Annotated in this window: 25 protein-coding genes and 1 riboswitch; of the genes, 12 read left to right on the forward strand and 13 right to left on the reverse strand. The window is 69.7% G+C overall.

The genetic code is table 11. The annotated features are described in order from the left end of the window. Positions 1 to 19: 19 nt before the first annotated feature. From ACFXIV_RS20950 to ACFXIV_RS20960, 3 genes are all read right to left on the reverse strand, one after another. The gene (locus ACFXIV_RS20950) at positions 20 to 1,315 is read right to left on the reverse strand and encodes a cytochrome P450 (RefSeq protein ID WP_379394362.1); all 1,296 of its coding nucleotides are present in this window, start codon (positions 1,313 to 1,315) and stop codon (positions 20 to 22) included. Positions 1,316 to 1,439: 124 nt separating this feature from the next. After that, on the reverse strand, positions 1,440 to 2,156 hold the full coding sequence (locus ACFXIV_RS20955) for a TIGR03089 family protein (protein ID WP_379394198.1): 717 nt from the start codon (positions 2,154 to 2,156) through the stop codon (positions 1,440 to 1,442). Beyond that, on the reverse strand, positions 2,144 to 3,562 hold the full coding sequence (locus ACFXIV_RS20960) for an LCP family protein (protein WP_379394364.1): 1,419 nt from the start codon (positions 3,560 to 3,562) through the stop codon (positions 2,144 to 2,146). Before ACFXIV_RS20960 ends, ACFXIV_RS20955 begins: the two co-directional genes overlap by 13 nt. A gap of 234 nt (positions 3,563 to 3,796) precedes the next feature. Here ACFXIV_RS20960 and rfbD point away from each other — a divergent pair, with 234 nt between their 5' ends. The 3 genes from rfbD to ACFXIV_RS20975 are packed head-to-tail and all read left to right on the forward strand — an operon-like array spanning position 3,797 to position 6,767. Further along, on the forward strand, positions 3,797 to 4,714 hold the full coding sequence (gene rfbD, locus ACFXIV_RS20965) for a dTDP-4-dehydrorhamnose reductase (protein WP_379394366.1): 918 nt from the start codon (positions 3,797 to 3,799) through the stop codon (positions 4,712 to 4,714). After that, positions 4,711 to 5,631 (forward strand): glycosyltransferase family 2 protein, encoded by a 921-nt coding sequence (locus ACFXIV_RS20970; protein WP_379394200.1) that lies wholly within the window; start codon positions 4,711 to 4,713, stop codon positions 5,629 to 5,631. Before rfbD ends, ACFXIV_RS20970 begins: the two co-directional genes overlap by 4 nt. A gap of 44 nt (positions 5,632 to 5,675) precedes the next feature. Next, entirely contained in the window at positions 5,676 to 6,767 is a 1,092-nt protein-coding gene (locus ACFXIV_RS20975) for an NDP-sugar synthase (RefSeq protein ID WP_354833902.1), read from the forward strand. Positions 6,768 to 6,906: 139 nt separating this feature from the next. On the opposite strand, the gene ACFXIV_RS20980 is transcribed toward ACFXIV_RS20975, so the two are convergent. Beyond that, positions 6,907 to 7,887 carry an ArsR/SmtB family transcription factor gene (locus tag ACFXIV_RS20980; RefSeq protein WP_379394202.1) on the reverse strand — a complete coding sequence of 327 codons (981 nt, stop codon included), beginning with the start codon at positions 7,885 to 7,887 and terminating at the stop codon, positions 6,907 to 6,909. 57 nt (positions 7,888 to 7,944) lie between these two features. On the opposite strand from ACFXIV_RS20980, the gene ACFXIV_RS20985 reads away from it, so the two are divergent. Next, entirely contained in the window at positions 7,945 to 9,147 is a 1,203-nt protein-coding gene (locus tag ACFXIV_RS20985; protein ID WP_379394204.1) for an MFS transporter, read from the forward strand. A 7-nt stretch (positions 9,148 to 9,154) separates the two neighbouring features. On the opposite strand, the gene ACFXIV_RS20990 is transcribed toward ACFXIV_RS20985, so the two are convergent. Together ACFXIV_RS20990 and ACFXIV_RS20995 are read right to left on the reverse strand one after the other, a co-directional pair. Next, positions 9,155 to 9,373, reverse strand: a complete 219-nt coding sequence (locus tag ACFXIV_RS20990; protein ID WP_379394206.1) for a DUF4287 domain-containing protein — start codon at positions 9,371 to 9,373, stop codon at positions 9,155 to 9,157. Between the two features lie 75 nt (positions 9,374 to 9,448). Further along, positions 9,449 to 9,871, reverse strand: a complete 423-nt coding sequence (locus ACFXIV_RS20995; protein ID WP_379394208.1) for a DUF4267 domain-containing protein — start codon at positions 9,869 to 9,871, stop codon at positions 9,449 to 9,451. Between the two features lie 90 nt (positions 9,872 to 9,961). Between ACFXIV_RS20995 and ACFXIV_RS21000 the strand changes: the two genes are divergently transcribed. From ACFXIV_RS21000 to ACFXIV_RS21010, 3 genes are read left to right on the forward strand one after another with little or no spacing between them, the layout of a single operon-like run. Further along, positions 9,962 to 10,540, forward strand: a complete 579-nt coding sequence (locus ACFXIV_RS21000; protein WP_364607410.1) for a TetR/AcrR family transcriptional regulator — start codon at positions 9,962 to 9,964, stop codon at positions 10,538 to 10,540. Between the two features lie 47 nt (positions 10,541 to 10,587). Further along, positions 10,588 to 12,069 carry a phytoene desaturase family protein gene (locus ACFXIV_RS21005; RefSeq protein ID WP_379394210.1) on the forward strand — a complete coding sequence of 494 codons (1,482 nt, stop codon included), beginning with the start codon at positions 10,588 to 10,590 and terminating at the stop codon, positions 12,067 to 12,069. A 17-nt stretch (positions 12,070 to 12,086) separates the two neighbouring features. Then, positions 12,087 to 12,488 carry a DUF3052 domain-containing protein gene (locus tag ACFXIV_RS21010; RefSeq protein WP_379394212.1) on the forward strand — a complete coding sequence of 134 codons (402 nt, stop codon included), beginning with the start codon at positions 12,087 to 12,089 and terminating at the stop codon, positions 12,486 to 12,488. A 112-nt stretch (positions 12,489 to 12,600) separates the two neighbouring features. Here ACFXIV_RS21010 and ACFXIV_RS21015 read toward each other — a convergent pair whose 3' ends face one another. The 5 genes from ACFXIV_RS21015 to ACFXIV_RS21035 all read right to left on the reverse strand — a co-directional run bounded on the left by ACFXIV_RS21015 (position 12,601) and on the right by ACFXIV_RS21035 (position 18,085). Then, positions 12,601 to 13,536 carry a cation diffusion facilitator family transporter gene (locus ACFXIV_RS21015; RefSeq protein ID WP_379394214.1) on the reverse strand — a complete coding sequence of 312 codons (936 nt, stop codon included), beginning with the start codon at positions 13,534 to 13,536 and terminating at the stop codon, positions 12,601 to 12,603. Positions 13,537 to 13,613: 77 nt separating this feature from the next. Beyond that, positions 13,614 to 14,873 carry a mannose-6-phosphate isomerase, class I gene (manA, locus tag ACFXIV_RS21020; protein WP_379394216.1) on the reverse strand — a complete coding sequence of 420 codons (1,260 nt, stop codon included), beginning with the start codon at positions 14,871 to 14,873 and terminating at the stop codon, positions 13,614 to 13,616. After that, positions 14,873 to 16,060, reverse strand: a complete 1,188-nt coding sequence (locus ACFXIV_RS21025; RefSeq protein WP_379394218.1) for a tobH protein — start codon at positions 16,058 to 16,060, stop codon at positions 14,873 to 14,875. Before ACFXIV_RS21025 ends, manA begins: the two co-directional genes overlap by 1 nt. Before the next feature lie 73 nt (positions 16,061 to 16,133). Continuing rightward, positions 16,134 to 17,510 carry a phosphomannomutase/phosphoglucomutase gene (locus ACFXIV_RS21030; protein ID WP_379394220.1) on the reverse strand — a complete coding sequence of 459 codons (1,377 nt, stop codon included), beginning with the start codon at positions 17,508 to 17,510 and terminating at the stop codon, positions 16,134 to 16,136. Between the two features lie 170 nt (positions 17,511 to 17,680). Beyond that, entirely contained in the window at positions 17,681 to 18,085 is a 405-nt protein-coding gene (locus tag ACFXIV_RS21035) for a DUF3499 domain-containing protein (RefSeq protein WP_379394368.1), read from the reverse strand. A gap of 251 nt (positions 18,086 to 18,336) precedes the next feature. Between ACFXIV_RS21035 and ACFXIV_RS21040 the strand changes: the two genes are divergently transcribed. Further along, on the forward strand, positions 18,337 to 18,816 hold the full coding sequence (locus tag ACFXIV_RS21040) for a metallopeptidase family protein (protein ID WP_354833925.1): 480 nt from the start codon (positions 18,337 to 18,339) through the stop codon (positions 18,814 to 18,816). A gap of 170 nt (positions 18,817 to 18,986) precedes the next feature. Here ACFXIV_RS21040 and ACFXIV_RS21045 read toward each other — a convergent pair whose 3' ends face one another. After that, positions 18,987 to 19,247 (reverse strand): WhiB family transcriptional regulator, encoded by a 261-nt coding sequence (locus ACFXIV_RS21045; RefSeq protein ID WP_354834123.1) that lies wholly within the window; start codon positions 19,245 to 19,247, stop codon positions 18,987 to 18,989. Positions 19,248 to 19,845: 598 nt separating this feature from the next. Here ACFXIV_RS21045 and cofD point away from each other — a divergent pair. From cofD to ACFXIV_RS21065, 4 genes are all read left to right on the forward strand, one after another. Then, positions 19,846 to 20,805 carry a 2-phospho-L-lactate transferase gene (cofD, locus tag ACFXIV_RS21050; RefSeq protein WP_379394370.1) on the forward strand — a complete coding sequence of 320 codons (960 nt, stop codon included), beginning with the start codon at positions 19,846 to 19,848 and terminating at the stop codon, positions 20,803 to 20,805. After that, positions 20,802 to 22,166, forward strand: a complete 1,365-nt coding sequence (locus ACFXIV_RS21055; RefSeq protein WP_379394222.1) for a coenzyme F420-0:L-glutamate ligase — start codon at positions 20,802 to 20,804, stop codon at positions 22,164 to 22,166. The genes cofD and ACFXIV_RS21055 overlap by 4 nt, the downstream gene beginning before the upstream one ends. Further along, positions 22,163 to 22,681 (forward strand): NUDIX domain-containing protein, encoded by a 519-nt coding sequence (locus tag ACFXIV_RS21060; RefSeq protein ID WP_354833929.1) that lies wholly within the window; start codon positions 22,163 to 22,165, stop codon positions 22,679 to 22,681. The genes ACFXIV_RS21055 and ACFXIV_RS21060 overlap by 4 nt, the downstream gene beginning before the upstream one ends. A 76-nt stretch (positions 22,682 to 22,757) precedes the next feature. Further along, positions 22,758 to 22,928: riboswitch (FMN riboswitch) on the forward strand. Between the two features lie 76 nt (positions 22,929 to 23,004). Next, positions 23,005 to 23,451: a 6,7-dimethyl-8-ribityllumazine synthase gene (locus ACFXIV_RS21065; protein WP_379394224.1), complete on the forward strand. Its 447-nt coding sequence runs from the start codon at positions 23,005 to 23,007 to the stop codon at positions 23,449 to 23,451. Positions 23,452 to 23,574: 123 nt separating this feature from the next. Here ACFXIV_RS21065 and ACFXIV_RS21070 read toward each other — a convergent pair whose 3' ends face one another. Next, entirely contained in the window at positions 23,575 to 24,939 is a 1,365-nt protein-coding gene (locus ACFXIV_RS21070) for a cation:dicarboxylate symporter family transporter (protein WP_379394226.1), read from the reverse strand. Positions 24,940 to 25,000: the final 61 nt, after the last annotated feature.

The following is a 25,000-nucleotide window of genomic DNA, read 5'->3' on the forward strand; positions in this document are numbered from 1 at the left end:
CACGGTGGGCCGCAATCGGTCACACGGTGGCGGTCGCACGCCGGCCCAGCCGGGCGGGCATGTGCGCGTAGCCGTGCAGGGTGTAGAGCCGGCGGCGTTCGGGCGTGCCCGCCAGGGTGAGATCGGGGAAGTTGTCGAACAGCGCGCGGAGCGCGTACGCGCCCTCCATCCGAGCCAGGCTCGCGCCCAGACAGGTGTGGATGCCGCTGGAGAACGTCAGGTGCTCGCGGGCATCGGCGCGGGTGATGTCGAAGCGGTTGGGGTCCTCGAACTTCTTCGGATCCCGGTTCGCGCCCGCCAGCGACATCACGAGCACCGTGCCCGCCGCCAGCCGGAAATCACCGACCTCGGCGTCGCACAGGGCGATTCGCGCGGTCATGGTGACCGGCGGGTCGAAACGCAGGATCTCGTCCACGGCCTGCGGCCACAGGTCCGGGTCCGCGCGCAGCATGGCCAATTGCTCGGGATGCGAGAGCAATTGGACGACGCCGTTGCCGATCAGGTTGACGGTGGTCTCGAACCCCGCGCCCATCAGCAGGCTCGCGGTCGCTTTGAGCTCGCGCTCGTTCAGTTCCCCGGCCGTCACCAGGCTGGAGAGGATGTCCTCGCCGGGTGCGCGCCGCAGCTCGGCCAGGTGCTCGTTCAGATAGCTGTCCATGACACCCATGGCCGTGTAGGCATCGCGCCAGGACCGCCAGGAGATGCCGATGTCCAGCAGCGGGCTGGCCGCGTCACCCCAGCTGAGGAACTCGTCGCGGGAGGCCTGCGGGAAGCCCAGCATCTCGGTGATGATGGCGATCGGCACCTGCTGGGCGAAATCCGCGATGAGATCGGCGGAGCCGTTCGGCGGCAGCGCGTCCAGCAGCTCGGCGGTCACCGACTCCACCCGGTCGCGCAGCCGGCCGACGGCGCGCGGGGTGAAGGCCGCCGACACCGACTTGCGGATGCGGGTGTGATCCGGCGGATCGATCATCAGCATCGATGGCGGTTCGACCGGATTCGGCGGGGTCTGCGCCCGCTTCAGCCGATCGCGCAGCCACGCCGGCATATCCACGCCATCGGGCCCGAATGCGCCGAAGCGATTGTCACGCAGGATGGCCCGGGTCAGCTCGTAGTCGGCGGAGGCCCAGGTGTACGGGTTGTGCACCAGGCGGCCGCGGCGGCGAATCTCCTCGATCTGCGGGTACGGGTCGTGCAGCGCGTCCGAGGTGGTGATCAGTTTCGCGAACGGGTTGTCCTGCCGCGCCTGCAGTCGCAGCGCCCACCGCGGGGCGCCGTGCTCGACCAGCCACCGGGTCCAATATCGCGGACTCATCATCGCGGGACTCCCTCGTCGTCGGATGATTCCACCGTACGGAAACCGCCGCGGACGAGAAACATCCTGAGGAGGGAAAAGGCCCTCCTACCGCGGTAGGAGGGCCGTACTCGGAAAGGCGTGCTCAGCGGCGCTGGGCGGTCACCCGCTCCGACGTCAGGCGGCGTTCCTGGGCGGCCGCGTCGGGATTGGCGACCTGGACCAGCGAGGCGCCCGCGGCCAGCACCGCCACGAACCCGTCGACGAGTTCGGCCGGGGTGTCCCAGGACGCGGTCGACAGCACCCGGTCCTCGGCGGTGAAGCCCTGGCGGGCAGCGGATTTGCGGGCCTCGTCGAGGACTGCGGAGACCGAGGTGCCGTCGAGCGCGCAGCCGATGCCGCGCGGATGGAACTGGTCGCCGTGCACGCGCACCGAGGTGGCGTAGTCGGTGACGCCGATCGGCAGATCGCGCACCGGCATGCCCATCGGATCCAGGGAGAGGGCGGCGACCTCCGCGATCCCGTCGGCCTCGTCGATGCGGTCGGCGGTGACCAGCGCCAGCTCGGCGTCGGGATCGGCGTGCAACACCACCTCCACACCCGCCCACCAGCAGCCCAGCAGCACGGCCGCGGTCTGCCAGTGCGCCGGGAGCAGCACCGCGACCCGGGCGCCGGAGGACAGCCCGAATTCGTCGCGAATCATATTGGCGGTCTTGGCCGCCCAGTTGGCCAGCGTCAGCGCGGACAGCTCGATCCGCGCGCCGGTGGCGTCGTCGTAGTAGGTGATGCGCGGGCCCGCGGGGTCGCGGGCGAGGATGGGGTCGAGTACCGCTTCGGTGAGGGTCTCGTTCAGTTCACGCATTTCGGTCCGTTCGTACCGGCGTCGATGGGTGGGGCGGGCGGCACCGGCGTCGCGGTCGTACTGCTTCCGGAGAAGTCGAAGGTGGCGCTGCCGGTCGCCGAACCCGGACCAGCGTAGTCAGTCGCCAGCACCACGCGAATCGCCCCCTGGGGCAGTCCTGATTCCGCCATCACCGGCAGCCCGCCCAGCGCCTGTGCCACCGCCCGCGCCTTGTCGTCGCCGCTCGAGGCCGCCAGCACCCGGCTGCTCTGGATCGGGCCGCCGATCCAGTTGTCCACCGTGCCGGTGCGGAAACCCTTGGCCGCCAGCGCCTGCGCCGCCTGCGCGGCCAGGCCGGCGGTGCCCGAGGCGTTGTAGACGTCGACGGTCACCGTGGACGGGTCCACCCCGCCCTCGCTCGGGGCGTCGCCGACCGCCTTGGCCACGTACTTGTGCACCGCCGCCGGATCCACCCGGACCACGGATTGGCCGTTGTCGGTCCAGCCGTTGAGGTCCTTGACCGGGATGGTCTCGAACTTCACCTGGCCGCCGGACAGGTCCTGCAGCTCGTGCAGGAAGCCGATCACATCCCAGCCGTCGTCGAGCACGACGGTGCGGCCGACGGCATCGCTGAGATCCTTCAGCCGGCTGGGACTGGTGAGCGTCTTGGCGCTGAGCACCTGGTGCACGAGCTGCGCCATGTACACCTGCTGACGCACGATCCTGTCCACGTCGCCGCGTGGCAGCTGGTGGCGCTGACGCACGAAGCTCAAAGCGTGTGCGCCATCGAGCTTCTGCTCCCCGGCGGGGAAGTCCGCGCCCGAAAGCGGTTCGTCCACCGGATTGTTCAGGCACACCTCGACGCCGCCGACGGCATCGGTGAGCAGCACGAACCCCAGCAGCCCGATCTCGGCGTAGTGGTCCACGGTGATGCCGGTGAGGTTGGCCACCGTCTTGACCAGCGCCTGCCGCCCGGCCTCCGTCGACTGACGATCGGCCTCGGCCGGGTCGGCGCCCTTGTCGATCAGCTTCTGCTCCGTGGTCGCCTTGGTGACGCCGTAGGCGGAGTTGATCTTTCCCATGCCCACCCCGGGGATGTCGACGTAGGAGTCGCGGGGGATGGAGATGGCGGTCGCCGAGCTGCCGTCGTTGGGCACCCGGATGAGCACGATGGTGTCGGTGTTGAGCCCGCCCTCGCCGTCGTCGCCGGCGTGCAGCATGGCCAATTCATCGGCGGTGAGCGAGTTTCCGTGGGCGTCGGTGCGGGAGTCGATGCCGACCATCAGGATGTCGGTCGCGCCGTCGGCCTTGTCGCCGCCGAGTCCCAGATTGCCGATCCGCTCGATGCCCGCCACCAGCTGATCCACGCTGTGCCAGCCCAATCCGGTCACCGTCAGCACCAGCACCGAGATCACGGCGGCCACCATGCGGCCCGGACCGCCGCCCCATAGCTCGCGCGATCCCGTACCGGATCGCGGCGATAGCGGCGCGGATGCCCAGGTGCGGTCCGGCAACCCGATCTCCCTTTCGCGTCTTCGGCCGAGCGGACCCCGATGAGCGAGGTCGCGTCGATGGGAAGGCCCCCGCCAGTCAGGCTAGTGGCGGTAGCGGTGATGTTGCCGTATCGCCGGCTCCGTGAGTCGTGCGGGGTTCGTGCCAGACTGACAGCCGTGACCGCCCATGACGTGAGCCCGACCACCGGCCGACCGCGCCCGGATTCCGCGCGACTGCTGGTGACGGGGGCGCGCGGTCAGCTCGGTCGCGCGGTGATGACGCTCGCGCCCGGCGCACGTGGCGTAGCCCACACCGATCTCGACATCACCGACGCCGATGCCGTGCGCAAGCTGGTGAATCCCGGTGACGTGCTGATCAACTGCGCCGCCTACACCGCCGTCGACCGGGCCGAGACCGACGTGGACGCCGCCTTCGCGGTGAATGCCACCGGGCCGGGCGTGCTGGCCCGGGTGTGCGCCGAGAACGGCGCGCGGCTGATCCACGTCTCCACCGACTACGTCTTCCCCGGCACCGGCACGCACCCGTACGAACCGGACGATCCGACCGGACCGGCCACGGTCTACGGACGGTCGAAACTGGCTGGGGAGCAAGCGGTTCTGGAGTTCGCGCCCGAGGCGGACATCGTGCGCACCGCGTGGGTCTACACCGGCGCGGGCGTCGACTTCGTGGCCACCATGCGGCGGCTGGAAGGCGAGCGCGACACCATCACCGTGGTGCGCGACCAGATCGGGTCGCCCACCTACGCGCCCGATCTGGCGGCCGGCCTGCTGGAACTGGCGTCCCGGCCCGGCAATCCCACTACACCCCGAATCCTGCACGCCACCAATGCCGGACAGGCCAGTTGGTTCGAGCTGGCCCGGGCCGTCTTCGCCGGCCTCGGCGCGGACCCGGAACGCGTACTGCCCTGCGACACCGAGGATTTCCCGAGACCCGCTCCGCGCCCGGCATATTCGGTCCTTTCAGGCAATTCGTGGGCCGCCGCGGGCCTGTCACCACTGCGTCACTGGAAGCAGGCACTGAACGACGCACTGACCGCCATCTCCGACTATCCTGGGCCCCCGTGAGCCCCTCGGATTCTGTCGGACAACCCCCCGCTGCGGAGAAAAAACCGCAGCTGGCCGTCGTCACGGTGACCTACTCGCCCGGCGAGCACCTGGAACACTTCATCAGCACGCTGGCCACCGCCACCGGTGAGAAGCCGCAGGTCATCCTGGCCGACAACGGCTCGGTGGACGGCACCCCGGAAATGGCCGCCGAGGCCAACGCCCATGTGCGCCTGCTGCGCACCGGCGGCAATATCGGCTACGGCGGCGCCATCAACCGCGCGGTCGCCGAGATCGACCCGGACATCGAATTCATCGTCATCGCCAACCCGGACGTGCGCTGGGGCACCGACTCCATCGACGAGCTGCTGGCCGCGGCCCGCCGCTGGCCGCGCGCCGGGGCCCTGGGCCCGATGGTGCTCGAGCCGGACGGCAGCACCTACCCCTCCGCGCGCTCGGTACCCGGCATCGCCGACGGCGCCGGCCACGCCATCCTGGGCAGCATCTGGCCCAAGAACCCGTGGACCCTGCGCTACCGCCAGGACAACGAGGAGATCTCCGAGCGTTCGGTCGGCTGGCTGTCGGGCTCGTGCCTGCTGGTGCGCCGGGCCGCCTTCGACTCCATCGACGGTTTCGACTCCCGCTACTTCATGTACATGGAAGACGTCGACTTCGGTGATCGGATGGGCAAGGCCGGCTGGCACAATGTCTTCGTGCCGTCCGCGGAGGTCACGCATGCCAAGGGGCATGCCGCGGGTCGTCACCCGGAGACCATGCTGCCCGCGCACCACGCCAGCGCCTATCGTTTCCAGGCCGACCGGCATCCGCACTGGTGGCAGGCTCCGCTGCGCATCGCGCTGAAGGCTGGACTTGCGATCCGATGCCGGCTTGCGGTTCGATCCGCACTGCGCGAACGTGATCGAAACGAGAGTGTTTAACATCGCGGGCGCGCATTCCTGACAACCTGACAACAGGGGAGAAGATGGCGAACAGCGGTAGTACCGCCGGGTCGACGGACGCGGTGATCCTGGTCGGAGGCCAGGGCACCCGCCTGCGTCCGCTGACCTTGTCCGCCCCCAAGCCGATGCTGCCCACGGCCGGACTGCCGTTCCTGCAGCATTTGCTGGCCCGCATCGCCGATGCCGGCATCACCCACGTGGTGCTCGGCACCTCCTACAAGGCGGAGGTGTTCGAGGAGCACTTCGGTGACGGCTCCGACCTCGGCCTCGAGCTCGAATACGTCACCGAGACCGAACCGCTGGGGACCGGCGGCGGCATCCGCAATGTGCTGCCCAAGCTGCGCGCCGACACCGTCCTGGTGTTCAACGGCGACGTGCTCGGCGGCACCGACCTCGGCAGCGTCCTCGAGACCCACCACACCTCCGGCGCGGACGTCACCCTGCACCTGGTGCGGGTGAGCGACCCCCGCGCCTTCGGCTGCGTCCCCACCGACGAGAACGGCCGGGTCACCGCATTCCTGGAGAAGACCCAGGATCCGCCGACCGATCAGATCAACGCGGGCTGCTACGTCTTCCGCCGCGAGTACATCGAGAAGATCCCCGCCGGCCGTCCGGTCTCGGTCGAGCGGGAGACCTTCCCGTCGCTGCTCGCCGAGGGCGCGCACATCCAGGGCCACGTGGACATCTCCTACTGGCGTGACATGGGCACCCCCGAGGACTTCGTCCGCGGCTCGGCCGACCTGGTCCGCGGCATCGCCCCGTCCCCGGCTCTGCCGGGCCAGCGCGGCGAATCCCTGGTCCACCCGGGTGCGGGTATCGCCCCCGGTGCCCTCCTCATCGGCGGCACGGTCGTCGGCCGCGGCGCCGAGGTCGGCGCGGGCGCCCGCCTCGACGGCGCGATCCTCTTCGACGGCGCGCGCGTGGAAGCCGGTGCCACCGTGGAGCGTTCGATCATCGGCTTCGGCGCCCGCATCGGCCCGCGCGCCCTGGTCCGCGATGCCGTCATCGGCGACGGCGCCAACGTCGGCGCCCGCTGCGAACTCCTCCGCGGCGCCCGCATCTGGCCCGGCGTCGACATCCCCGACGGCGGCATCCGCTTCTCCACCGACGTCTGACCCCACGAAACCCCTCGATCGGCCGTCCACCTCCCGAGGTGGACGGCCGATCACGTTCCGGCAGTTCGACATTCGCCACGTCGCGGTCGGCATACAGTGTCGATCGCGGGCGACGATAACGTCCGATCGCGGACGGTGATTACTCCGAAGCGAGTGCGGCCAGCAGGGATTCGCCGCGCGGCGTGAGACGGTAGACGACATTTCGGCCGGTGCGGGCGCCGGCGATGATGCCCGCGTCGCGCAGTACGGCGAGGTGGGCGCCGACAGTGCCGAGTGAGATGTCGAGCAGGGCGGCCAGTTGGGTGCTGGTGGCGGGGGCCGTCAGTTCGCGGGTGACGCGGGCGCGGCCGGGGCCGAGCAGGGTGGCGAGCGGGTCGGAATCGGGGGCAGGCGCGGGGGCGGCGGTGCCGCGGGCCTGGTAGACCAGGGCGTAGGCGGGTGGGTTGTCGCAGGTCCACCAGCCGCCCGGGGTGGTGCGGGGGACGAAGATCAGGCCTTCCTCGGTGATGTCGAGGTCGGGGTAGTCCTGGTTGCTGAAGCGGATGGCGGTTTCGGCAGCGGACCAGATGGGTTTGGCGCGCAGTGAGGCGATGGCCTCGTGCCAGCCGTGGTCGGCGACCAGTCCGGCGCGAAAGGTGATGTCGCGGTCCAGGATCGCGCGCCGGCGCGCCCAGTCCGGGGCGACCAGTGCGGTCCACGCGTGCTCGAAAACGGCGGCGATGCGCGGTCCCAGATTGTCCAGCGTCAGCCAGCCGGTGTCCGGTTCTGCCCAGCACGCCGTCAGTGAATCGCGGACCTCGGCCCGCACCAGATCATCGGAATAGGCTGCGACCGCGGCCAATTCGTCGGCCAGACGGGTGTTCATCCCACCGGTGGGCGGGATGGCGACGAAGGACGGGAACCATTTGGTGGCGGCGACCAGCGGCACCAGCCCGGCGGCCACCGGATCACGGTCCAGCCATTCCGAAAGAGTGGGCCGGAGGCGGGCGTGCCGGTCCGAGTAGGCCGGATCGGTGTTCGGCCGGTGCAGGGCGATGAGCGTGCCGAGCGTTTCGGCCAGGGGTGACAGGGCGAAGCGGCACCGGGTCAGCGCGACCGCGTTCAATCTGAGCAAGGTCATGTTTCGCCTTTCTCCGAAGCGTTAGCCTAGCGAGCCCCGCCTGATGAATATCGGAGCGTGGTCTCGCTTTCCGTTCAGCCCCGCCTGTCGCCGCCGTTCCGGCGGTTCCTGCTGATCCGCGCGATCTCGCTGGCAGGGAGTGCGATGACGCCGGTGGCGTTGGCGCTCGCGGTGCTGGGGGTTTCAGGGCGGGCGGGGGATCTGGGGATTGTGCTTGCGGCGCAGGTGATTCCGCAGATCGGGTTGCTGTTGGTCGGTGGGGTGGTGGCCGATCGGTGGTCCAGGCGGGCGGTGTTGGTGGGGGCCAATCTGTGTGCGGGGGTGACGCAGGCCGCCGTGGCCGCGGTGCTGATCGGCGGGCACTACAGCCTGCCGGTGATCGCGGGGTTGGAGTTGGTCAATGGGGCCGCGAGTGCATTCGCCGCGCCCGCGTTGCGGGGGATCGTGCCGGAACTGGTGGCGGATGATGCGCTGCAACGGGCGAATTCGCTGTTGGCGGGGACCCGCAATGCCACCAAGATCCTCGGGCCGACGGCGGCGGGGGTGCTGGTGGCCACGATCGGCGGGGGCTGGGCGATCGCGGTCGACGCGGCGAGCTTCCTCGTCGCCGCCATGCTGCTGACCCGGCTGCGGCTCGCCCCGGCAGCTGCCCCGCCGGGTGCCGGGCTGTGGCGGGAGCTGCGGGCCGGGTGGCGGACCTTCCGGGGCATCCGCTGGGTGTGGGTGATCACGGTGTCGTTCTGCCTGATCAACCTGCTGTATACCGGTGTCTGGCAGATCCTCGGCCCGGCGCTGACCCAGCACCGGGCCGGGGACGCCGCCTGGGGACTGGTGCTCGGCGTGCGGGCGCTCGGACTGCTCGCCATGAGTGCGCTGATGTATCGGCTCACGTTCCGATATCTGTTGCGCGCCGGGCAGTTGCTCGGGGTGTTCGGCGGATTCGGGCTGCTGGCACTGGGTTTCGGCACCGGTTTGCCGATGCTGCTGGGCTGTGCATTCCTGGCGGGGGTGGGCTTCACCGCCCTCGATATCGCTTCGGAAGTCTCACTGCAGCAGCATGTTCCGCGTGACATGCTCTCGCGGGTCACCGCCTATGGCGATCTGCTGTCCTATGCGGCGATCCCGGTCGGGCAGCTGATGGTGGGACCGCTGGCCGCCCGCTTCGGTGCGTCGCCGGTGGCTTTGGTGGGGGGATTCGCCTTCGCCGCGGTGTCGCTCGCGCCGCTGCTGGTGTCCGAGGTGCGTGACCTTCCCGGGTAGGGGCGGGTCAGCGCTCCCACTTGCCGGGGTTGAGGTGGAACTGGACCAGGGCGGTGGCGTGGCCGTGGCCCAGCTCGTGTTCGGTCTTCAGCCAGTTGACCAGGTCCTTGTGGCCGGTGCGGCCGGAGGTGGTCAGTGCGGCGAACCATTCGTCCACGGGGCGGCCGTATTTGGCCTCGATGGAGGGGAAGTACGAGGCCGGGCCGTGGGGCTTGGTGGTCGCCATGATCATCTCCTTGCGCTGTGGTGTCGAAGGGATCGACGGTGTGGCGCGGGCGAATTCATCGCGGTGTGACGCGGGTCACGCGATGATGGCGCGGCCTGCGGTGGCGGTGCGCTCGCTCACCAGGAGCAGGCCGGTGGCGGCGACCAGGGCGGCGGTCACGCCGTGGACGCCGAAGGCTGTGGCCGTCGAGCCGTCGTGGCGCAGGATGGTGAGCATGTCGCCGGTGGGGATGGTGGCCATGACCAGCATGGCGATGCCCAGTGCGTACCGCTCGCGGGCGGCGAGCAGGGCCACGATGAGCAGCGCGCAGGCCGCATCGCGGACACCCTTGACGTTCAGGAAGTCGGCGGCTTCGCCGGTGGGGGAGACCCGCATGCCGAAGGTGGGCGCCATGGCCTGCGGGTCGGCCAGGTAGCGGAAGCCGATGTAGCCGATGAAGCCGGCTCCGGCGACGGCGAGGGTGGTGGCGATGCGGGAGGTGAGGCGCGAGGTGATCATGTCCGGTGCTCCAAGTTCTAGCGGCGCTAACTGATGAAGCAACGCTAACGCCTTCGTCGGTAGTTTGTCTAGCGGTGCTAGGGTTTCCTTATGAGCGTCATCCAGACCCGTAAGGAACGTGAGCGCGCCGAGCGCCGGCAGCGCATCGTCGACACCGCCCGCGAGATCGCCGAGACCGACGGCTGGGACGCGGTCACCGTGCGTAAGCTCGCCGAACGCATCGAATACAGCCAGCCCGTCCTGTACAGCCATTTCGCGGGGAAGGACGCCATCGTGTCGGCCGTCGCCGAGGCGGGCTGCGCCGAATTCGGCGCGGTCGTCAAGCAACTGCGGGCGTCCGCCGCCACCCCGGAAGAGGCGCTGCGCGCGGTCGCCCAGGGCTTCCTCGACTTCGCCCGCGACAGCGCCGCCCTCTACGACGCCATGTTCCTGCTGCATACCGACCTGAAGTTCGGCCCCGAGGCGCCGCAGGCGTTGAAGGACGCCTTCGGCGAGCTGCTGCAGACCTTCGCCCCCTTCGCCCCGCCGCACGACCCCGAGACCTTCACCGAGGTGGGCTGGAGCAGCCTGCACGGGCTGGCCACCCTGGATCGCAGTGGCCGCCTGCGGCCCGGCTTCCGGGACCAGCGGCTGGAAATCCTGGTCGCGCAATGGGTTCGCGGTGACTGACCCCATGGTTGCGCCACCACCGGCCGTGCCCGGCCTACGCTGAATTCATGGCTGACGCGGTGGTGGTCGGATCCGGGCCCAACGGGCTGGTGGCGGCGGTGATCCTGGCCCGGGCCGGGCTCGAGGTGGAAGTGTACGAGGCCTCCGACCACATCGGCGGCGGCTGCCGCACCGGCGAGGTGACCCTGCCGGGCTTCCACCACGACCTGTGCGCGGGCGCGCATCCCATGGCGGTGGCGTCCCCGGTCTTCCGGGCCTTCGATCTGAAGACGCACGGCGTCGAACTGCTCACCCCGCAGGTTTCCTACGCCCATCCGCTCGACGGCGGGCACGCCGGTCTGGCCTGGCTCGATCTCGACCGGACCGCCGACGGCCTGGGGCGCGACGGCGGTTCCTGGCGGCGGCTGTTCGGCCCGCTGGTGCGCAAGTGGGAGGACCTGGTCGGGCTGGCCATGTCGGACCTGCGGCATCCGCCGATCGACCCGGCCGGCCTGCTGCACCTGGATCCGGGCATCGAACTGCGCTTCGTCCGCCGGCTGCTCGAACAGTCGACGCCGTTGTGGAACATGCGTTTTCGCGAGGACATCGCGCCCGCCCTGCTGACCGGCATAGCCGCGCATGCCATCCGGCCCCCGCGCGGTGTGCCGGGCGCGGGCGTCGCGATGCTGCTCGGCACCCTCGCCCATGTGAGTGGCTGGCCGGTCCCGCGCGGCGGCAGCCAGGCCATCGTGGACGCGCTCGCCGATGATCTGAAAACTCATAGCGGCCGCATCTTCACCGGCCACCGCGTGGATTCCCTCGACGAATTCGACGAGGTCCGGGCCGTGCTGCTGGATGTCGCGCCCGCCGAACTCCAGCGCATCGCGACCCTGCCCGCCCGATACAACTTCGCGCTCAACAGGTTCCGCTACGGCGGCGCGGCCTGCAAGGTGGACTTCGCGCTCGCCGGACCCGTGCCGTGGCAGGCCACCGGCTGCGATCGCGCCGGCACCCTGCACCTGGTCGGCACCCGCGCCGAGGCCGTCGCCGCCGAAAAGGCGGTGGCCGCAGGGCGGCACGCCGACCGCCCCTACGTGCTGGCCATCCAGCCCGGCGTCGTCGATCCGACCCGGGCCCCGGAGGGCAAGCACACCCTCTACACCTACGCCCACGTCCCCAACGGTTCCGCCGAGGATCTCACCGAGGCCGTCACCGCCCAGGTCGAACGCTTCGCCCCCGGCTTCCGCGACCTCGTTCTCGCCACCCATGTCCGCACGGCCGCCACCATGCCCGCCCACAACCCGAACTACATCGGCGGCGACATCTCGGCGGGCGCGATGACCTTGCGCCAGACCGTCTTCCGCCCCGCGCCCCGCTGGAATCCGTACTCGACCCCGCTACCCGGGGTCTACCTGTGCTCCTCGGCCACCCCGCCCGGCCCGGGCGTGCACGGCATGAACGGCTACTACGCCGCCCGCCACACCCTGCGCACCGAATTCGACGTCCGCACCGACCCTCTCGAACTACTCACCGACCACTGGCGCATCTGATTGCTACGCTCCGGGGCATGGCCGGATATTCGGGGACGCCCCTGCCGCGCAAGCTCGGCATCAAGGCCGAGAGCCGGGTGCTGCTGGCCGGTGCGCCGGCGGGTTTCGAGCTGGGTGAACTGCCCGGCGGGGTCGAGGTGCATCGCCGGGCGGGCGCCGGGCCCTACGACGTGATCCTCGGGTTCTGTCCGGATCGCGCCACCCTGACACGCCGGTTCCCCGGGTGGCGGCAGCGGCTCGCGGACGCCGGCGGCCTGTGGCTGGCCTGGCCCAAGAAGGCGAGCGGCGTGCCCACCGATCTCGGTGAGAACGCCGCTCGGGAATACGGTTTGGCTCAGGGGCTGGTCGACAACAAGGTCGCCGCCATCGACGACACCTGGTCGGGATTGCGGTTCGTCATCCGCCTCGCCGATCGATAAGTGACAACTGATTTCGTGCCGGTCGGGGTAACTCGTCGGGTACCTCCGAAATCGGTTGGGCCGTCAACCGCCGGCACGGGTTCCCAACTGTCAACGGCACCTGAGCCGTCCGCTAAAGGCTCGGGGAGGCGGGGGAGTGTGTCCGATACAGATCCGGCTCCAGGTAGATGACCCGGGCGGCCGGGACCTCGGCGCGCACCCGCGCCTCGGCGTCGTCGATCGCGGTGGCGATATCGGCGATCGTCAGGCCGGGCACGATGGAAACCTTTGCGGCCACCAGCATTTCCTCCGGACCCAGATACTGGGTGCGCAGGTGGATGACCCGGTCGATGCGGCGGTCGTCGACCAGCGCGGTGCGGATCGCGGCGTCCTCCTCGGGCGTCGCGCCCTCGCCGATGAGCAGGCTCTGCATCTCGATGATGAGGATGACGGCGATGACGCCGAGCAGCAGGCCGATGGCCAGGGTGCCCACGCCGTCCCACACCGGATCGCCGGTGATCATGGTCAGGCTGATGGCCGCGAAGGCGAAAATCAGGCCGATCAGCGCGCCCGAGTCCTCCAGCAGCACCACCGGCAGCTCCGGATTGCGCGAGTTGCGGATGAACCGCCACCAGCTCGAATTGCCCTTGAGCGGCTTGGATTCCCGCATGGCGGTGATGAAGCTGAAGCCCTCCAGGCAGATGGCGAGGCCGAGGATGACGATCGCGACGATCGGGTTGGACAGTTCCTCGGGATGCTGGATCTTGTGGATGCCCTCCCAGATCGCGTACAGCGAGCCGAGCGCGAAGATGACCAGCGCGACCACGAACGAATAGAAGTACCGGTTGCGCCCGTAGCCGAACGGGTGCAGCTGGTCGGCCTCCTGTTCCGCGCGGCGCTGGCCGAGCAGCAGCAGCCCCTGGTTGGAGGTGTCGGCCACCGAGTGCACGGCCTCGGCCAGCATGGACGCCGATCCGGTGATCGCCGCGCCCACGAATTTGGCCGCCGCGATACCGGCGTTCGCGCTCAGCGCCGCCAGGATGGCCTTCTTACCGCCGCCCGCAGACAATGAATCGCCCCTTCCCGAATCTATGTCCGTTTTGTCCTAAACGTCTGTGACCGGGAGAGCCTACTAGAGCCCGGGTGTCACTCCTCGCCGACGGCCGCGCAGAACAGCTGCGCCGAGCCGTCCGCGTCCCCGTCGCCATCCTCGTCCACCGGGAACGCCTGCGCGCGAATCCCGCCGTCGGCGGCCGAGATCCACGCCGCGCGCCCGCGTTCCACGATCAGCTCGTGATTGCCCTGGGACAGCTTCACCCGCCCGTGCGTGACCAGCGCGATCCCCGGCCCCGACTGCAGTACCGGTACCGGCTCGGCACCCGCGGCCAGTTCGAAACGGCTGAGCGCGAATTCGGGCGCGGGTGTGTGGTAGCGGAACACGCTGTCCGACACCCGCTCCGCCGTCAGGACCGGCAGGTCCAGCGGCTCGAAGTCCAGCACCCGCAGCAGCTCCGGCACATCCACGTGCTTGGGCGTGAGCCCGCCGCGCAGCACATTGTCGGAGTTGGCCATGATCTCCACGCCGACCCCGCGCAGGTACGCGTGCAGGTTCCCGGCGTCCAGGAACAGGCCCTCGCCGGGCTCCAGGGTGATGCGGTTGAGCAGCAGCGCCGCCAGCACCCCGGCGTCGCCGGGATACGCCTCGGCGAGCTCGAGCGCCGTGCGCACCTCGGCCACGAATTCCTTGCCGGCGCCGCCGCTTCGGGCCTCCGACAGATACCGCACGCAGCCGTCGAGCACCTTGGGCAGCAGCATGCTCAGACTGCCCTGCGGCAGCGCGATCCAGGTGGTGAACAGCGTGCGCAGCCCCGCCGAGTCGGGCTGGGCGGCAAGCAGTTCGGCGTACTGGCTCAGTTCCGGCACGTCCAGGGCATTGAGCAGCCGCACGGTCTGGCGCGGATCGCGGAATCCGGCCAGCGCCTCGAAACGGTGCAGCGCCACCACGAGTTCGGGCTTGTGGTTCTCGTCGCGGTAGTTGCGCATGGGGGAGTCGATGGCGACCCCGTTGTGGTTCTCCCGCGCGAACCCGGCCCGGGCCTGTTCGACGCTGGGATGCGCCTGCAGCGAGAGCGGCTCCTCGGCGGCCAGGACCTTCAGCAGGAACGGCAGCCGTCCGCCGAATTCGCCCGCCACCGGGCCGAGTTCGTGCTGCGGGTCGGCGCTGACCAGCTCCAGCAGGGATTCGCTGTGCCCGTTGATCTGCACCCGCGCCGGATCGGCGGGGTGCGCGCCGAACCAGAGTTCGGCCTCCGGGTGCGCGGAGGGGACCGGTCGTCCGCACAGCTGAGCGAGCGCGGTGCGCGAACCCCAAGCGTAGGAACGCAGCGCACCAACGAGTTCGTGCACTAGTAATTGCCCCCGTCGTAGCGTCCCGGTCCGGTGGCCGGGCGGGAACCGAGTAGTCGGAGATAGGCGGCCGCCATCTCCAGCCGAAGTGCGAGTACCGCAAGCTTTTCCAGCTCACCACCCTGGACGGCGGGTGCGGTCTGCCCCGCCGCCTCGGCGGCAACGGTGGCTGCGGTGGCCACCTCGGTGTCCACGGTGATCAGGTCGGTGTCGACCAGCCCGGCGTCGGAACCGAACACGGCCAGTCGCCGGCGCACCTTCACCTCGTCCGGATCGGCGCTCACCACGAACACCCGCACCTGCTCCACCGGCGCCGGCCCGTCCAGCTGCTCGTCGTGGAACAGCGGATCGAATCCGGGGGCGGCCACCCCGGCGGCGGCGACCAGCCGGCCGTGCGCCGCAACGGCTTCCGAGAGCGTGACCGCGGTAGCGGTGTGCCCGGCCGTGGCCAGCAGCACCTCGGCGCCGTGCTCGGCGAGCACGGTGGCGGCGCCGGAATCACCGGCCAGCACCAGGCGCTTGCGCTGCTGCATGCGGGTGGCCAGGGTCTTGGCGGGATTGTGGAAGGCCTCGTGCTGCGGTCCGTCGCGCAGCGCCTCCTCGTCGAGCAGGTCTGCGAGAGCGTTCAATTCGGGCACCAGCGGCCCGATGCGGTGCGGGTCGATGGTGGTCAGCACGGCCAGGCCCGCGGCCAGATAGCGCAACATGCGGTTGTGGTCGAGGACCCGCACCCGCGGCGCGAGAATGGTGGCGCGCCCGGCGGCGGCCGCCCGGATGGGTCCCTCGTCCGGCGCGGCCACGACCACTTCGGCACCCCGTCGAAGTGCTCGGTCCATCGCTTCGGCCAGCCGCGGATCACCCGCGTCGTCGCCCGCCACCAGCACCACGTCGAGCGGCCCGACCCACGGCGGGATCGAAGTCGCCGGTACCAGCGGCATACTCGTGCGGTCGCCCAGGGCCGCGATCAACAGCGACGCCGCGCGTGCGGCGCGCCCGCTGCCCGACACCAGCACCAGACTGCGGGGCCGCAGATCGGTCAGTCGGGTCAGCGCATCTTCGGAAAGTGCCGCGGCGGTTGCCCTTACCTGGGCTCCCCCCGACGCGGCGGAGCGGAGTACACCCCCGGCGTCCGCCGCCTCCAGCGAGGCGACGTCATCGAGGTCGATTACCGGTGTCCCAGCGATCATCGGGCGTTGCCACCTCCCCTCATCGGGTCACCAGACGCTGGTGAATCCAAGCTCTGTGATTCCACTATTCCAGTCAGGCGCGGACGATGCTCAGGATCTCGGTTACGAGTGCGTCTACTTCATCCTGCGAACGCGCCTCGACGTTGAGTCGCAGCAGCGGTTCGGTATTGGAGGCGCGCAGGTTGAACCACGCGCCGTCGGCCAGCTGTACGGTCACGCCGTCCAGCCGATCGACCGATTTCGCCCGCTTGCCGAACGCCTCGAGTACGGCCAGGGTCCGCTCCTGCGCATCCGCCACCGTCGAATTGATCTCCCCGGAGGCCGCGTACGTCGCGTAGGCGGAGGCCAGTTCCGACATCGGCCGGTCCTTCTCGCCCAGCGCGGCCAGCACGTGCAGGGCCGCGAGCATGCCGGAGTCGGCGCCCCAGAAGTCGCGGAAGTAGTAGTGCGCCGAGTGCTCGCCGCCGAAGATCGCGCCGGTGGCCGCCATCTGCTGCTTGATGAACGAGTGGCCGACCCGGGTCCGCACCGGGGTGCCGCCGAGCTCGGTCACCAGCTCCGGCACCGCCCGGGAGGTGATCAGATTGTGGATGACGGTCGCGCCCGGTTCCTTGGTCAGCTCGCGCTCGGCCACCAGGCCGGTGATGGCCGACGGCGAGACCGGGTCGCCCTTCTCGTCCACCACGAAGCAGCGGTCGGCGTCGCCGTCGAAGGCCAGGCCGAGGTCGGCGCCGGTCTTGCGGACGTGGTCCTGCAGATCCACCAGGTTCTTCGGATCCAGCGGATTGGCTTCGTGATTGGGGAAGCTGCCGTCGAGTTCGAAGAACAGCGGCTCGACCGTGTACTGCGCCAGCGTGCCCAGCACGGCGGGCACGGTGTAGCCGCCCATGCCGTTGCCGGCGTCCACCGCGATGCGCAGCGGGCGCGAACCGCTCAGGTCCACCAGCTTGTGCAGGAAGTCGGCGTAGGCCGAGAGCAGGTCCTCCCGGGTCTCGGTGCCGCGCGGCCCGTCGAAGGCCGGGACGCCCGCGACGACCTCCTCGCTGATGGTGGCCAGCCCGGTGTCCTGACCGACCGGCAGCGCCTTGGCGCGGCACAGCTTGATGCCGTTGTACTTGGCGGGATTGTGGCTGGCGGTGAACATGGCCCCGGGGCAGTCCAGGTGGCCGGAGGCGAAGTAGAGCTCGTCGGTGGAGGCCAGGCCGATGTGCACCACATCGAGTCCCTGGGCGAGCACGCCGTCGGCGAAGGCGGCGGCCAATTCCGGTGAGGAGTCGCGCATATCGTGACCGATCACGATGCGCCGGGCGCCCTCGCCGCGCATCAGCCGTGCGAAGGATCCGGCAACGTCCCGGACGAAGTCCGCGTCGATCTGTTCGCCGACAACTCCGCGAACATCGTATGCCTTGATGACTGCTTGAACGGACTCGGCGGACCGGGCGACTGTCATGCGCACCACCCTAGTAGCTGACCGCGACAATGAGAGACTTCCCCCGACCCTTGCCAACCGGACAACTGATTTCGTGAGGCGCGGGTAACTCGCCGGGTACGTCCAGAATTGCCGGCGGCACCCAACCGCCGGCACGGAATGTCAATGGAGCACGGCTCATAGCCGCCCGCTCAAGTCTCGGAGAGGCGGTCCGGCGGGTCCGGTAGGACGCGTAGATGGCCGCGTCTGCCGGTGCGACCCGCGCGGGTCGGGCGCTGCGGGGCGGGAGCGTAGTCGGTGTAGCCGCGCGGATCGGGTTCCGGTGTGCGGCGGCGCAATCCGGCCTCGCGGACGGCTTCGGCGAGCGCGGTGAGATCGTCGTCGTCCGGGGTCGAGGAGGAAAACCCGCCCTCGTGGCGGACCAACTCCCATCCCTTGGGCGCGGTGATTCGGGAAGCATGCGTTTCACACAGGTCCCAGGAGTGTGGCTCCGCCACCGTGACCAGCGGACCCACGACTGCCATCGAGTCGGAGTACACATAGGTCAGCGTCGCGACGGCCGGGTTCTTGCAGCCTGGACGGCAGCAACGACGCATGGGGATCACGCCATGCAGGGTAACCCCCCTCACGCCCTCGTGGACACAGACACGCTCAATGAAGCCCGTCTCACTCGTGCCACGAGGGCCCCGGGTAGCTGTGCGCTTTCGAGCCGCGGGCGCGTCGCGACGGCCCCCGGAATGCGGTCGCCGGGTCTGCGGAATGCCGTCGCGGCGGGCCGCCGCACCGGCCGGGCGGCCCGGCGAGGCGGGTGCTCACACCCGCCCGGGGTAAGGGTTAGATTCAAGGTATGACCCGTTCACGTAAGAGGCGACCGCCCACCGCGCGGTCGGTCATCCGCCGCGGGCGGGGTGTGCGCGGGCCGATGCTGCCACCGACCGTGCCCGCCCGGCGCACCCGGGGCCAGGAGTTCGACCGTCTGGTGCTGGAGGCCTTCGCGCCGCTGGAGACCCGCTGGCACGAGCAGCTCACCAAGCTCGACATCGCCGTCGACGACGTGCCGAAAATCCGTCCGCTGCACCCGGATTCGGTCACCTGGCCGGAAGAGGTGGTGGCCGACGGCCCGGTGCCCCTCTCCCGCCTGATCCCGGCCGGTGTGGACCGCTACGGCATGGCCACCCGCGCCCGCGTCGTGTTGTTCCGCAAGCCGTTGGAGCTCCGTGCCGGGGACCCCGACGACCTGGTCGACCTGCTGCGCGAGGTCCTCGTGCAACAGATCGCGACCTACTTGGGTGTGGAACCCGACATCATCGATCCCGACCCGGAGTAGTCAGAATGCAACCGCATACCCCGAACTACGTTTCGCAACAACTGATTTCGTATGTTCGGGGTAACTCGCCGGGTACGTCCAAGGTAGTTTCGGTACCCAACCGCCGGCACGGGTTGCCAGCGGTCAACGGCTCCCAAGCCGCCCGCTGAAGGCTCGGAGAGGCGGGGGAGTCAGCTGATGCCCCGCTTCAGGCGGCGGCGCTCCCGCTCGGAGAGTCCGCCCCAGATGCCGAAGCGCTCGTCGTTGGCCAGGGCGTATTCGAGGCACTCGTCGCGGACCTCGCAGCCCATGCAGATCCGCTTGGCCTCGCGGGTGGAGCCGCCCTTCTCCGGGAAGAACGCCTCCGGGTCGGTCTGGGCGCACAGTGCCCGTTCCTGCCATTGTTCGGCCTCGGTCATCATGCGACCGCCGCGCGAGAAAGTGTCGTACATATCCTCGGCACCGGTGACGATCAGGCTCAGCCGCGGCGGTTCGGGCTGGTAGGCGGCTCGCGCCCACTGTCCGCCCCCCGGTCGCGCAGTCGTCATCGGTTCACCCCCCTCGTATCCGTTCCGATCGTCGGCGCAGAAGTCAGGTGCTGCGCCAGTCGTGGAATCGGTTTGCGATACACCGCCCGGAATGCCCGACGGGGCCAGCTCTTCGGCCATCGCTCCGCCTCCTCACTGTGTGTTAGCGCAGAATGATTAATCCGCCGGAGCCGATCCCACCGACGGCCCAACACCGCGGCGTAGTCCCGCGGCCATCCCCGAGCTTGGCGTCACTCCGTGCGAACGCTTGTTCGAAAACCCGTCCGCGCCTTGCACTCTCACGCGGACCCGGAATGACATGCCTGTGATTAGACACGCCGGGAGCGGCGATGGTCAAGCTGCCGAAGCGATTCCGTTACCATCTGCGACCCCGTCGGGAGGCGTTCCCGCAGTTCAAATAGCAAATTCGCAGCAAATGAGCTGCGGGGCGACTTTCCGCTTCGAACGCATAGGCTGTGCGGATGTGACTCGAGAACAAGCGGACACCGTGCCCGGCACCGGCCTGCGGATCGCCGTCCTGGTCGGCGGAGTCGGCGGCGCGCGGTTCCTGACGGGGGTGCGCGAACTGCTGCCCGGAGCCGACACCACGGCCATCGTCAATGTCGGCGACGACGTGTGGATGCACGGGCTGCGTATCTGTCCTGACCTGGACACCTGCATGTACACCCTGGGTGGCGGCATCGACCCCGAACGGGGCTGGGGGCACGCGAACGAGACCTGGAGCGCCAAGGAGGAGCTGGCGAAATACAAGGCTCAGCCCGATTGGTTCGGGCTGGGCGACCGGGATATCGCCACGCATCTCATTCGCACCGAAATGCTGCGTCAGGGATACCCGCTCTCGGCGGTCACCGAGGCGCTCTGCAATCGGTGGCAACCGGGTGTGAAACTGCTTCCGGCAACCGACGACCGATGCGAAACACATGTCGTAATCGGTGACCCGGAGAACCCTGGCGAACGCCGCGCGATCCATTTCCAGGAGTGGTGGGTTCGATACCGGGCGAACGTAGAGACCCATGGATTCGTGACTATTGGGGCAGATGCTGCGAAACCAGCCCCTGGTGTGATCGAAATCATAGGTTCAGCGGATGTGATCCTGCTCGCTCCGTCGAACCCCGTCGTGAGCGTGGGCGCCATCCTCTCGGTTCCGGGCATTCGGGGCGCACTGCGGACCACCGATGCCAAGGTGATCGGACTGTCCCCGGTGATCGGCGGAAAACCGTTGCGCGGCATGGCCGATGAGTGCCTGTCGGTGATCGGCGTCGAAACCTCCGCCGAGGCCGTCGGCACCTACTACGGCGCGCGCTCGAGCACCGGCATTCTCGACGGCTGGCTCGTGCACACCGGCGACACCGCCGACATTCCGGGCGTCGAAGTCCGGAGCGTGCCACTGCTCATGACCGACCCGGCCGCGACCGCCGAGATGGTTCGCGAAGCCCTCGACATCGCGGGAGTCAAACCGTGACAACGGATTCCATCGAAGCGCTGGGCGATCACGCGTCCGGCGGCGAACTGCGCATCCTGCCCATCCCGGGCCTGCCGGAATTCCGCCCGGGCGACGATGTCGCCAATGCCATCGCGGCACAGGCGCCCTGGCTCCAGGACGGTGACGTGCTGGTGGTGACCAGCAAGATCGTCGCCAAGGCCGAGGGCCGCATCGTGACCGTGCCCAGCGACCCCGAGGAACGCGACGCGGCACGCCGGCAACTGGTGCTCGACGAGTCGGTGCGGGTGCTGGCGCGCAAGAACCGCACCCTCATCACCGAGAACCGGCTCGGCATCGTGCAGGCCGCCTCCGGAGTCGACGGCTCCAATGTGGAACAGGGCGAACTGGTCCTGCTGCCGGAGGATCCGGACGCCAGCGCGAAGGCGCTGCGCACCGCGCTGGCCGACCGCCTGGGCGTGCAGGTGGCCGTGGTCATCACCGACACCATGGGCCGGGCCTGGCGCAACGGCCAGATCGACGCCGCCATCGGGTCGGCGGGCATCCGGGTGCTGCACGACTACGACGGCGCGGTCGACGGGCAGGGCAATGAACTGCACGTCACCCTGGTCGCGGTGGCCGACGAGCTGGCCGCGGCCGCGGACCTGGTGAAGGGCAAGCTGGGCGGCGTCCCGGTCGCGGTGGTGCGCGGGCTCGACTACACCGACGACGGATCCACCGCCGGGGATCTGCTGCGGCGCGGCGAGGACGATCTGTTCTGGCTGGGCACCGGGGAATCCGTCGAGCTCGGCCGCAAACAGGCGGTGCCGCTGCGGCGTTCGGTGCGCCGGTTCGCGGAGACGCCGGTGCCGCCGGAGCTCATTCGCGAGGCCGTGGCCGCCGGGCTCACCGCGCCCGCGCCGCATCACACCCGTCCGGTCCGCTTCGTCTGGGTCCGCAAGCGTGGCCTGCGCGAGCAGCTGCTCGAGGCCATGGCCGAGAAGTGGCGCACCGACCTGACCGGTGACGGCCGCACCCCGGAGAGCGTGGAGAAGCGGATCGCGCGCGGGCGCATCCTCTTCGACGCCCCCGAGATGATCATCCCGTTCTGCGTGCCCGACGGCGCGCACGACTATCCGGACGAGCGCCGCCGCGCCGCCGAGCAGACCATGTTCACCGTCGCGGTGGGCGCGGCCGTGCAGGGCCTGCTGGTCTCGCTGGCCGTGCGGGGCGTGGGCAGCTGCTGGATCGGGTCGACCATCTTCGCGCCCGAGGTCACCCGCGACGTGCTGGGTCTGGAGGCGGACTGGAATCCGCTGGGCGCCATCGCCATCGGGTACCCGCTCGACGAGATCGAGCCGCGCGAGGCGCGCGAGCCCGGCCTCGGGCTGGTCGAGCTGTGAGCGCGGAGTCGCTGCACAAATCGGCGACCGAGCTGCTGGAGACCTGGTCCCCGGCAACGGGTCCGGAGTGCTCCATCCGGGAGGCCATGCTGGCCTTCCTGGGTTCCGCGCCGCGCGGCTGCCTGCGCGAGCACGCGGCCGGGCACATCACCGCCTCGGCCATCGTGTTCTCCCACGACGAGCGCGAGGTGCTGCTGACCCTGCACCCGCGGGTGGGCCGCTGGATCCAATTGGGCGGGCACTGTGAGGAATCCGACGATTCGGTCGCGGCGGCCGCCTTCCGTGAGGCGACCGAGGAGTCCGGCATCGACGGGCTGGTGCTCGAGCCCGGCCTCTACGGCGCGCAGGCGCACCCCATCACCTGCTCGCTGGGCGTGCCGACCCGGCACCTGGACCTGCTGTTCAAGATCAAGGCACCGGAAGGCGCTGTGCCGGTGCGCAGTTCGGAGTCGACCGACCTGCGCTGGTGGCCGGTGGACGGGCTGCCCGCCGATTCCGACGTGCTGGTGCGCTGACACCCGGCCGTGCGGTTGCGCTGTGCGGTACACGGGGTTCCGGATGCCGGAATCCCCGTGTTACTGTCCGCTACGTACACGTTCTCAGGGCGGGGTGGAATTCCCCACCGGCGGTAATGGCATCCGGGCCGATCCGGAGTGCACGAGCCCGCGAGCGCCACAGTGTCTCTCATCGGCAGTGTGGGTCGAGCAGATTCCGGTGTGATCCCGGAGCCGACGGTCACAGTCCGGATGAAAGAGAACGCGGCACCGGCACGTCCGCACCGCTGGACGGGCCTGTTCGCGTCTTGCCCTGGGTGACATCGCGAACAGGAGGAATCCCCATGTCACCCACTTCCACTCGCATCGCCCTCGTCGCCGCGCGCTGGCACAGCGACATCGTCGACAAGGCCGTCGCATCCTGCCGGGCCGGGCTGCTCGAGCGCGGCTACACCGAGGTCGACGTGATCGAGGTGCCCGGTGCGTTCGAAATCCCGTTGCAGGTCAAGCGTTTGGCCACCCGCGGTACCTACGCCGCGGTCGCGGGCTGCGCGCTCGTCGTGGACGGCGGCATCTACCGGCACGACTTCGTGGCCTCGACCGTCGTCGACGCGCTCATGCGGGTGCAGCTCGAGACCGATGTGCCGGTGTTCTCGGCCGTGCTGACCCCGCACCACTTCCACGAGCACGGCGAGCACCTGGCCTATTTCGCGCGGCATTTCGAGGTGAAGGGCGCGGAGCTGGCCAATGCCATCGCCGCCACCCTGGCCCTGGACACGGTCGGCGCCTAGACAAAAGGGAAACCCTGCCCGCACGAGCCGGAGGCGGCTGGTCGTGCGGGCAGGGTGCGGGTTCCGCCGGCGCGTACGGGGGGAGAACACACCGACGGTCCGGGTTCGGCCTGGGGGTTGGGTTCAGGCCGGAACCAGGTCTTTCTCTTGCGGGCCCGGTGCTTCCGGGGCGGCGGGGGCCGGGTGGTCCTCCACCATGGCCTGCTCGTCGAAGGGGATCTCGCGATCCAGCACCGCGCGGACGCGGGCCGGGTCGATGGTCTTGGTCCAGGTGCCGATCAGCAGCGTGGCGACCGCATTGCCCGAGAAGTTGGTCAGCGCACGGGCTTCCGACATGAACCGGTCGATGCCGACGATCAGGCCGACGCCGTCCAGTAGTTCCGGGCGATGGCTCTGCAGGCCGCCGGCCAGCGTGGCCAGGCCCGCGCCGGTGACACCCGCCGCGCCCTTGGAGGCCACGATCATGAACAGCAGCAGGCCGATCTGCTCGTGCCAGGACAGCGGCTTGCCCATGGCGTCGGCCACGAACAGGGTGGCCATGGTCAGGTAGATGGCGGTGCCGTCCAGGTTGAACGAGTACCCGGTCGGGACAACCACACCCACGGTGGTGCGATCCACGCCGACGTGCTCCATTTTCGCGATGAGCCGCGGCAGCGCCGACTCCGAGGACGAGGTGGCGAAGATCAGCAGGTACTCCCGCGCCAGGTAGCGCACCAGCTTGAAGATGGAGTTCCCGGCCACCAGCCGCAGCAGCAGGCCCAGCACGCCGAAGATGAACAGAACGCAGGTGAGATAGAAGGCCACCATCAGCAGCGCCAGCTGCTTGACCGCGTCGAGTCCGGTGCGCGCCACCACATTCGCCATGGCGCCGAACGCGCCGATCGGGGCCAGCCACAGGATCATGGTGAGAATCCGGAACACCAGCTTCTGCACCGACGCGACCCCGCGCAGGATCGGCTCGCCCGCGGTGCCCATGGCCTGGATGCCGAAGCCCACCAGCAGCGCCACGAACAGCGCCTGCAGCACCTTGCCCGAGGTGAGCGACGACGCCAGGGTGGTCGGCACGATGTCCTCGAGGAACTGCCAGGTGCCGCCCGCCGCCTTGGCGTCGGTGGCGTACTTGGTGATCTCCTTCGCGTGGGCGGCCACGTTCAGCCCCGAGCCCGGGTGCAGCAGATTGCCGACCAGCAGGCCGATGGCCAGCGCCACCGTGGACATGATCAGGAAGTAGCCGATGGCCAGGCCGCCGACCTTGCCGACCTTGGCGGCCGCCCGCACCGAGCCGATGCCGAGCACGATGGTGCAGAAGATGACCGGGGCGATCATCATCTTGATGAGGTTCACGAAGATCGTGCCGAGCTCGCCGACGCTCTTGCCGACGCCCGGGGCCAGCCAGCCGACCAGGACGCCCGAGATGACGGCCACGATGACGGCCAGGTAGAGCCAGTGGGTACGGTCTCGGCGCTGCCGGGTTGTCGTGTCGCTCATCTCGCTGGTGCCTCCGGGTAAGTGCCCGCATGACGTTTGCTCCACGCGGGTGTTCGGAGAG

Origin of the sequence: Nocardia sp. NPDC059236 (assembly GCF_042754085.1) — a bacterium.
In the GTDB taxonomy this organism is placed as follows: domain Bacteria; phylum Actinomycetota; class Actinomycetes; order Mycobacteriales; family Mycobacteriaceae; genus Nocardia.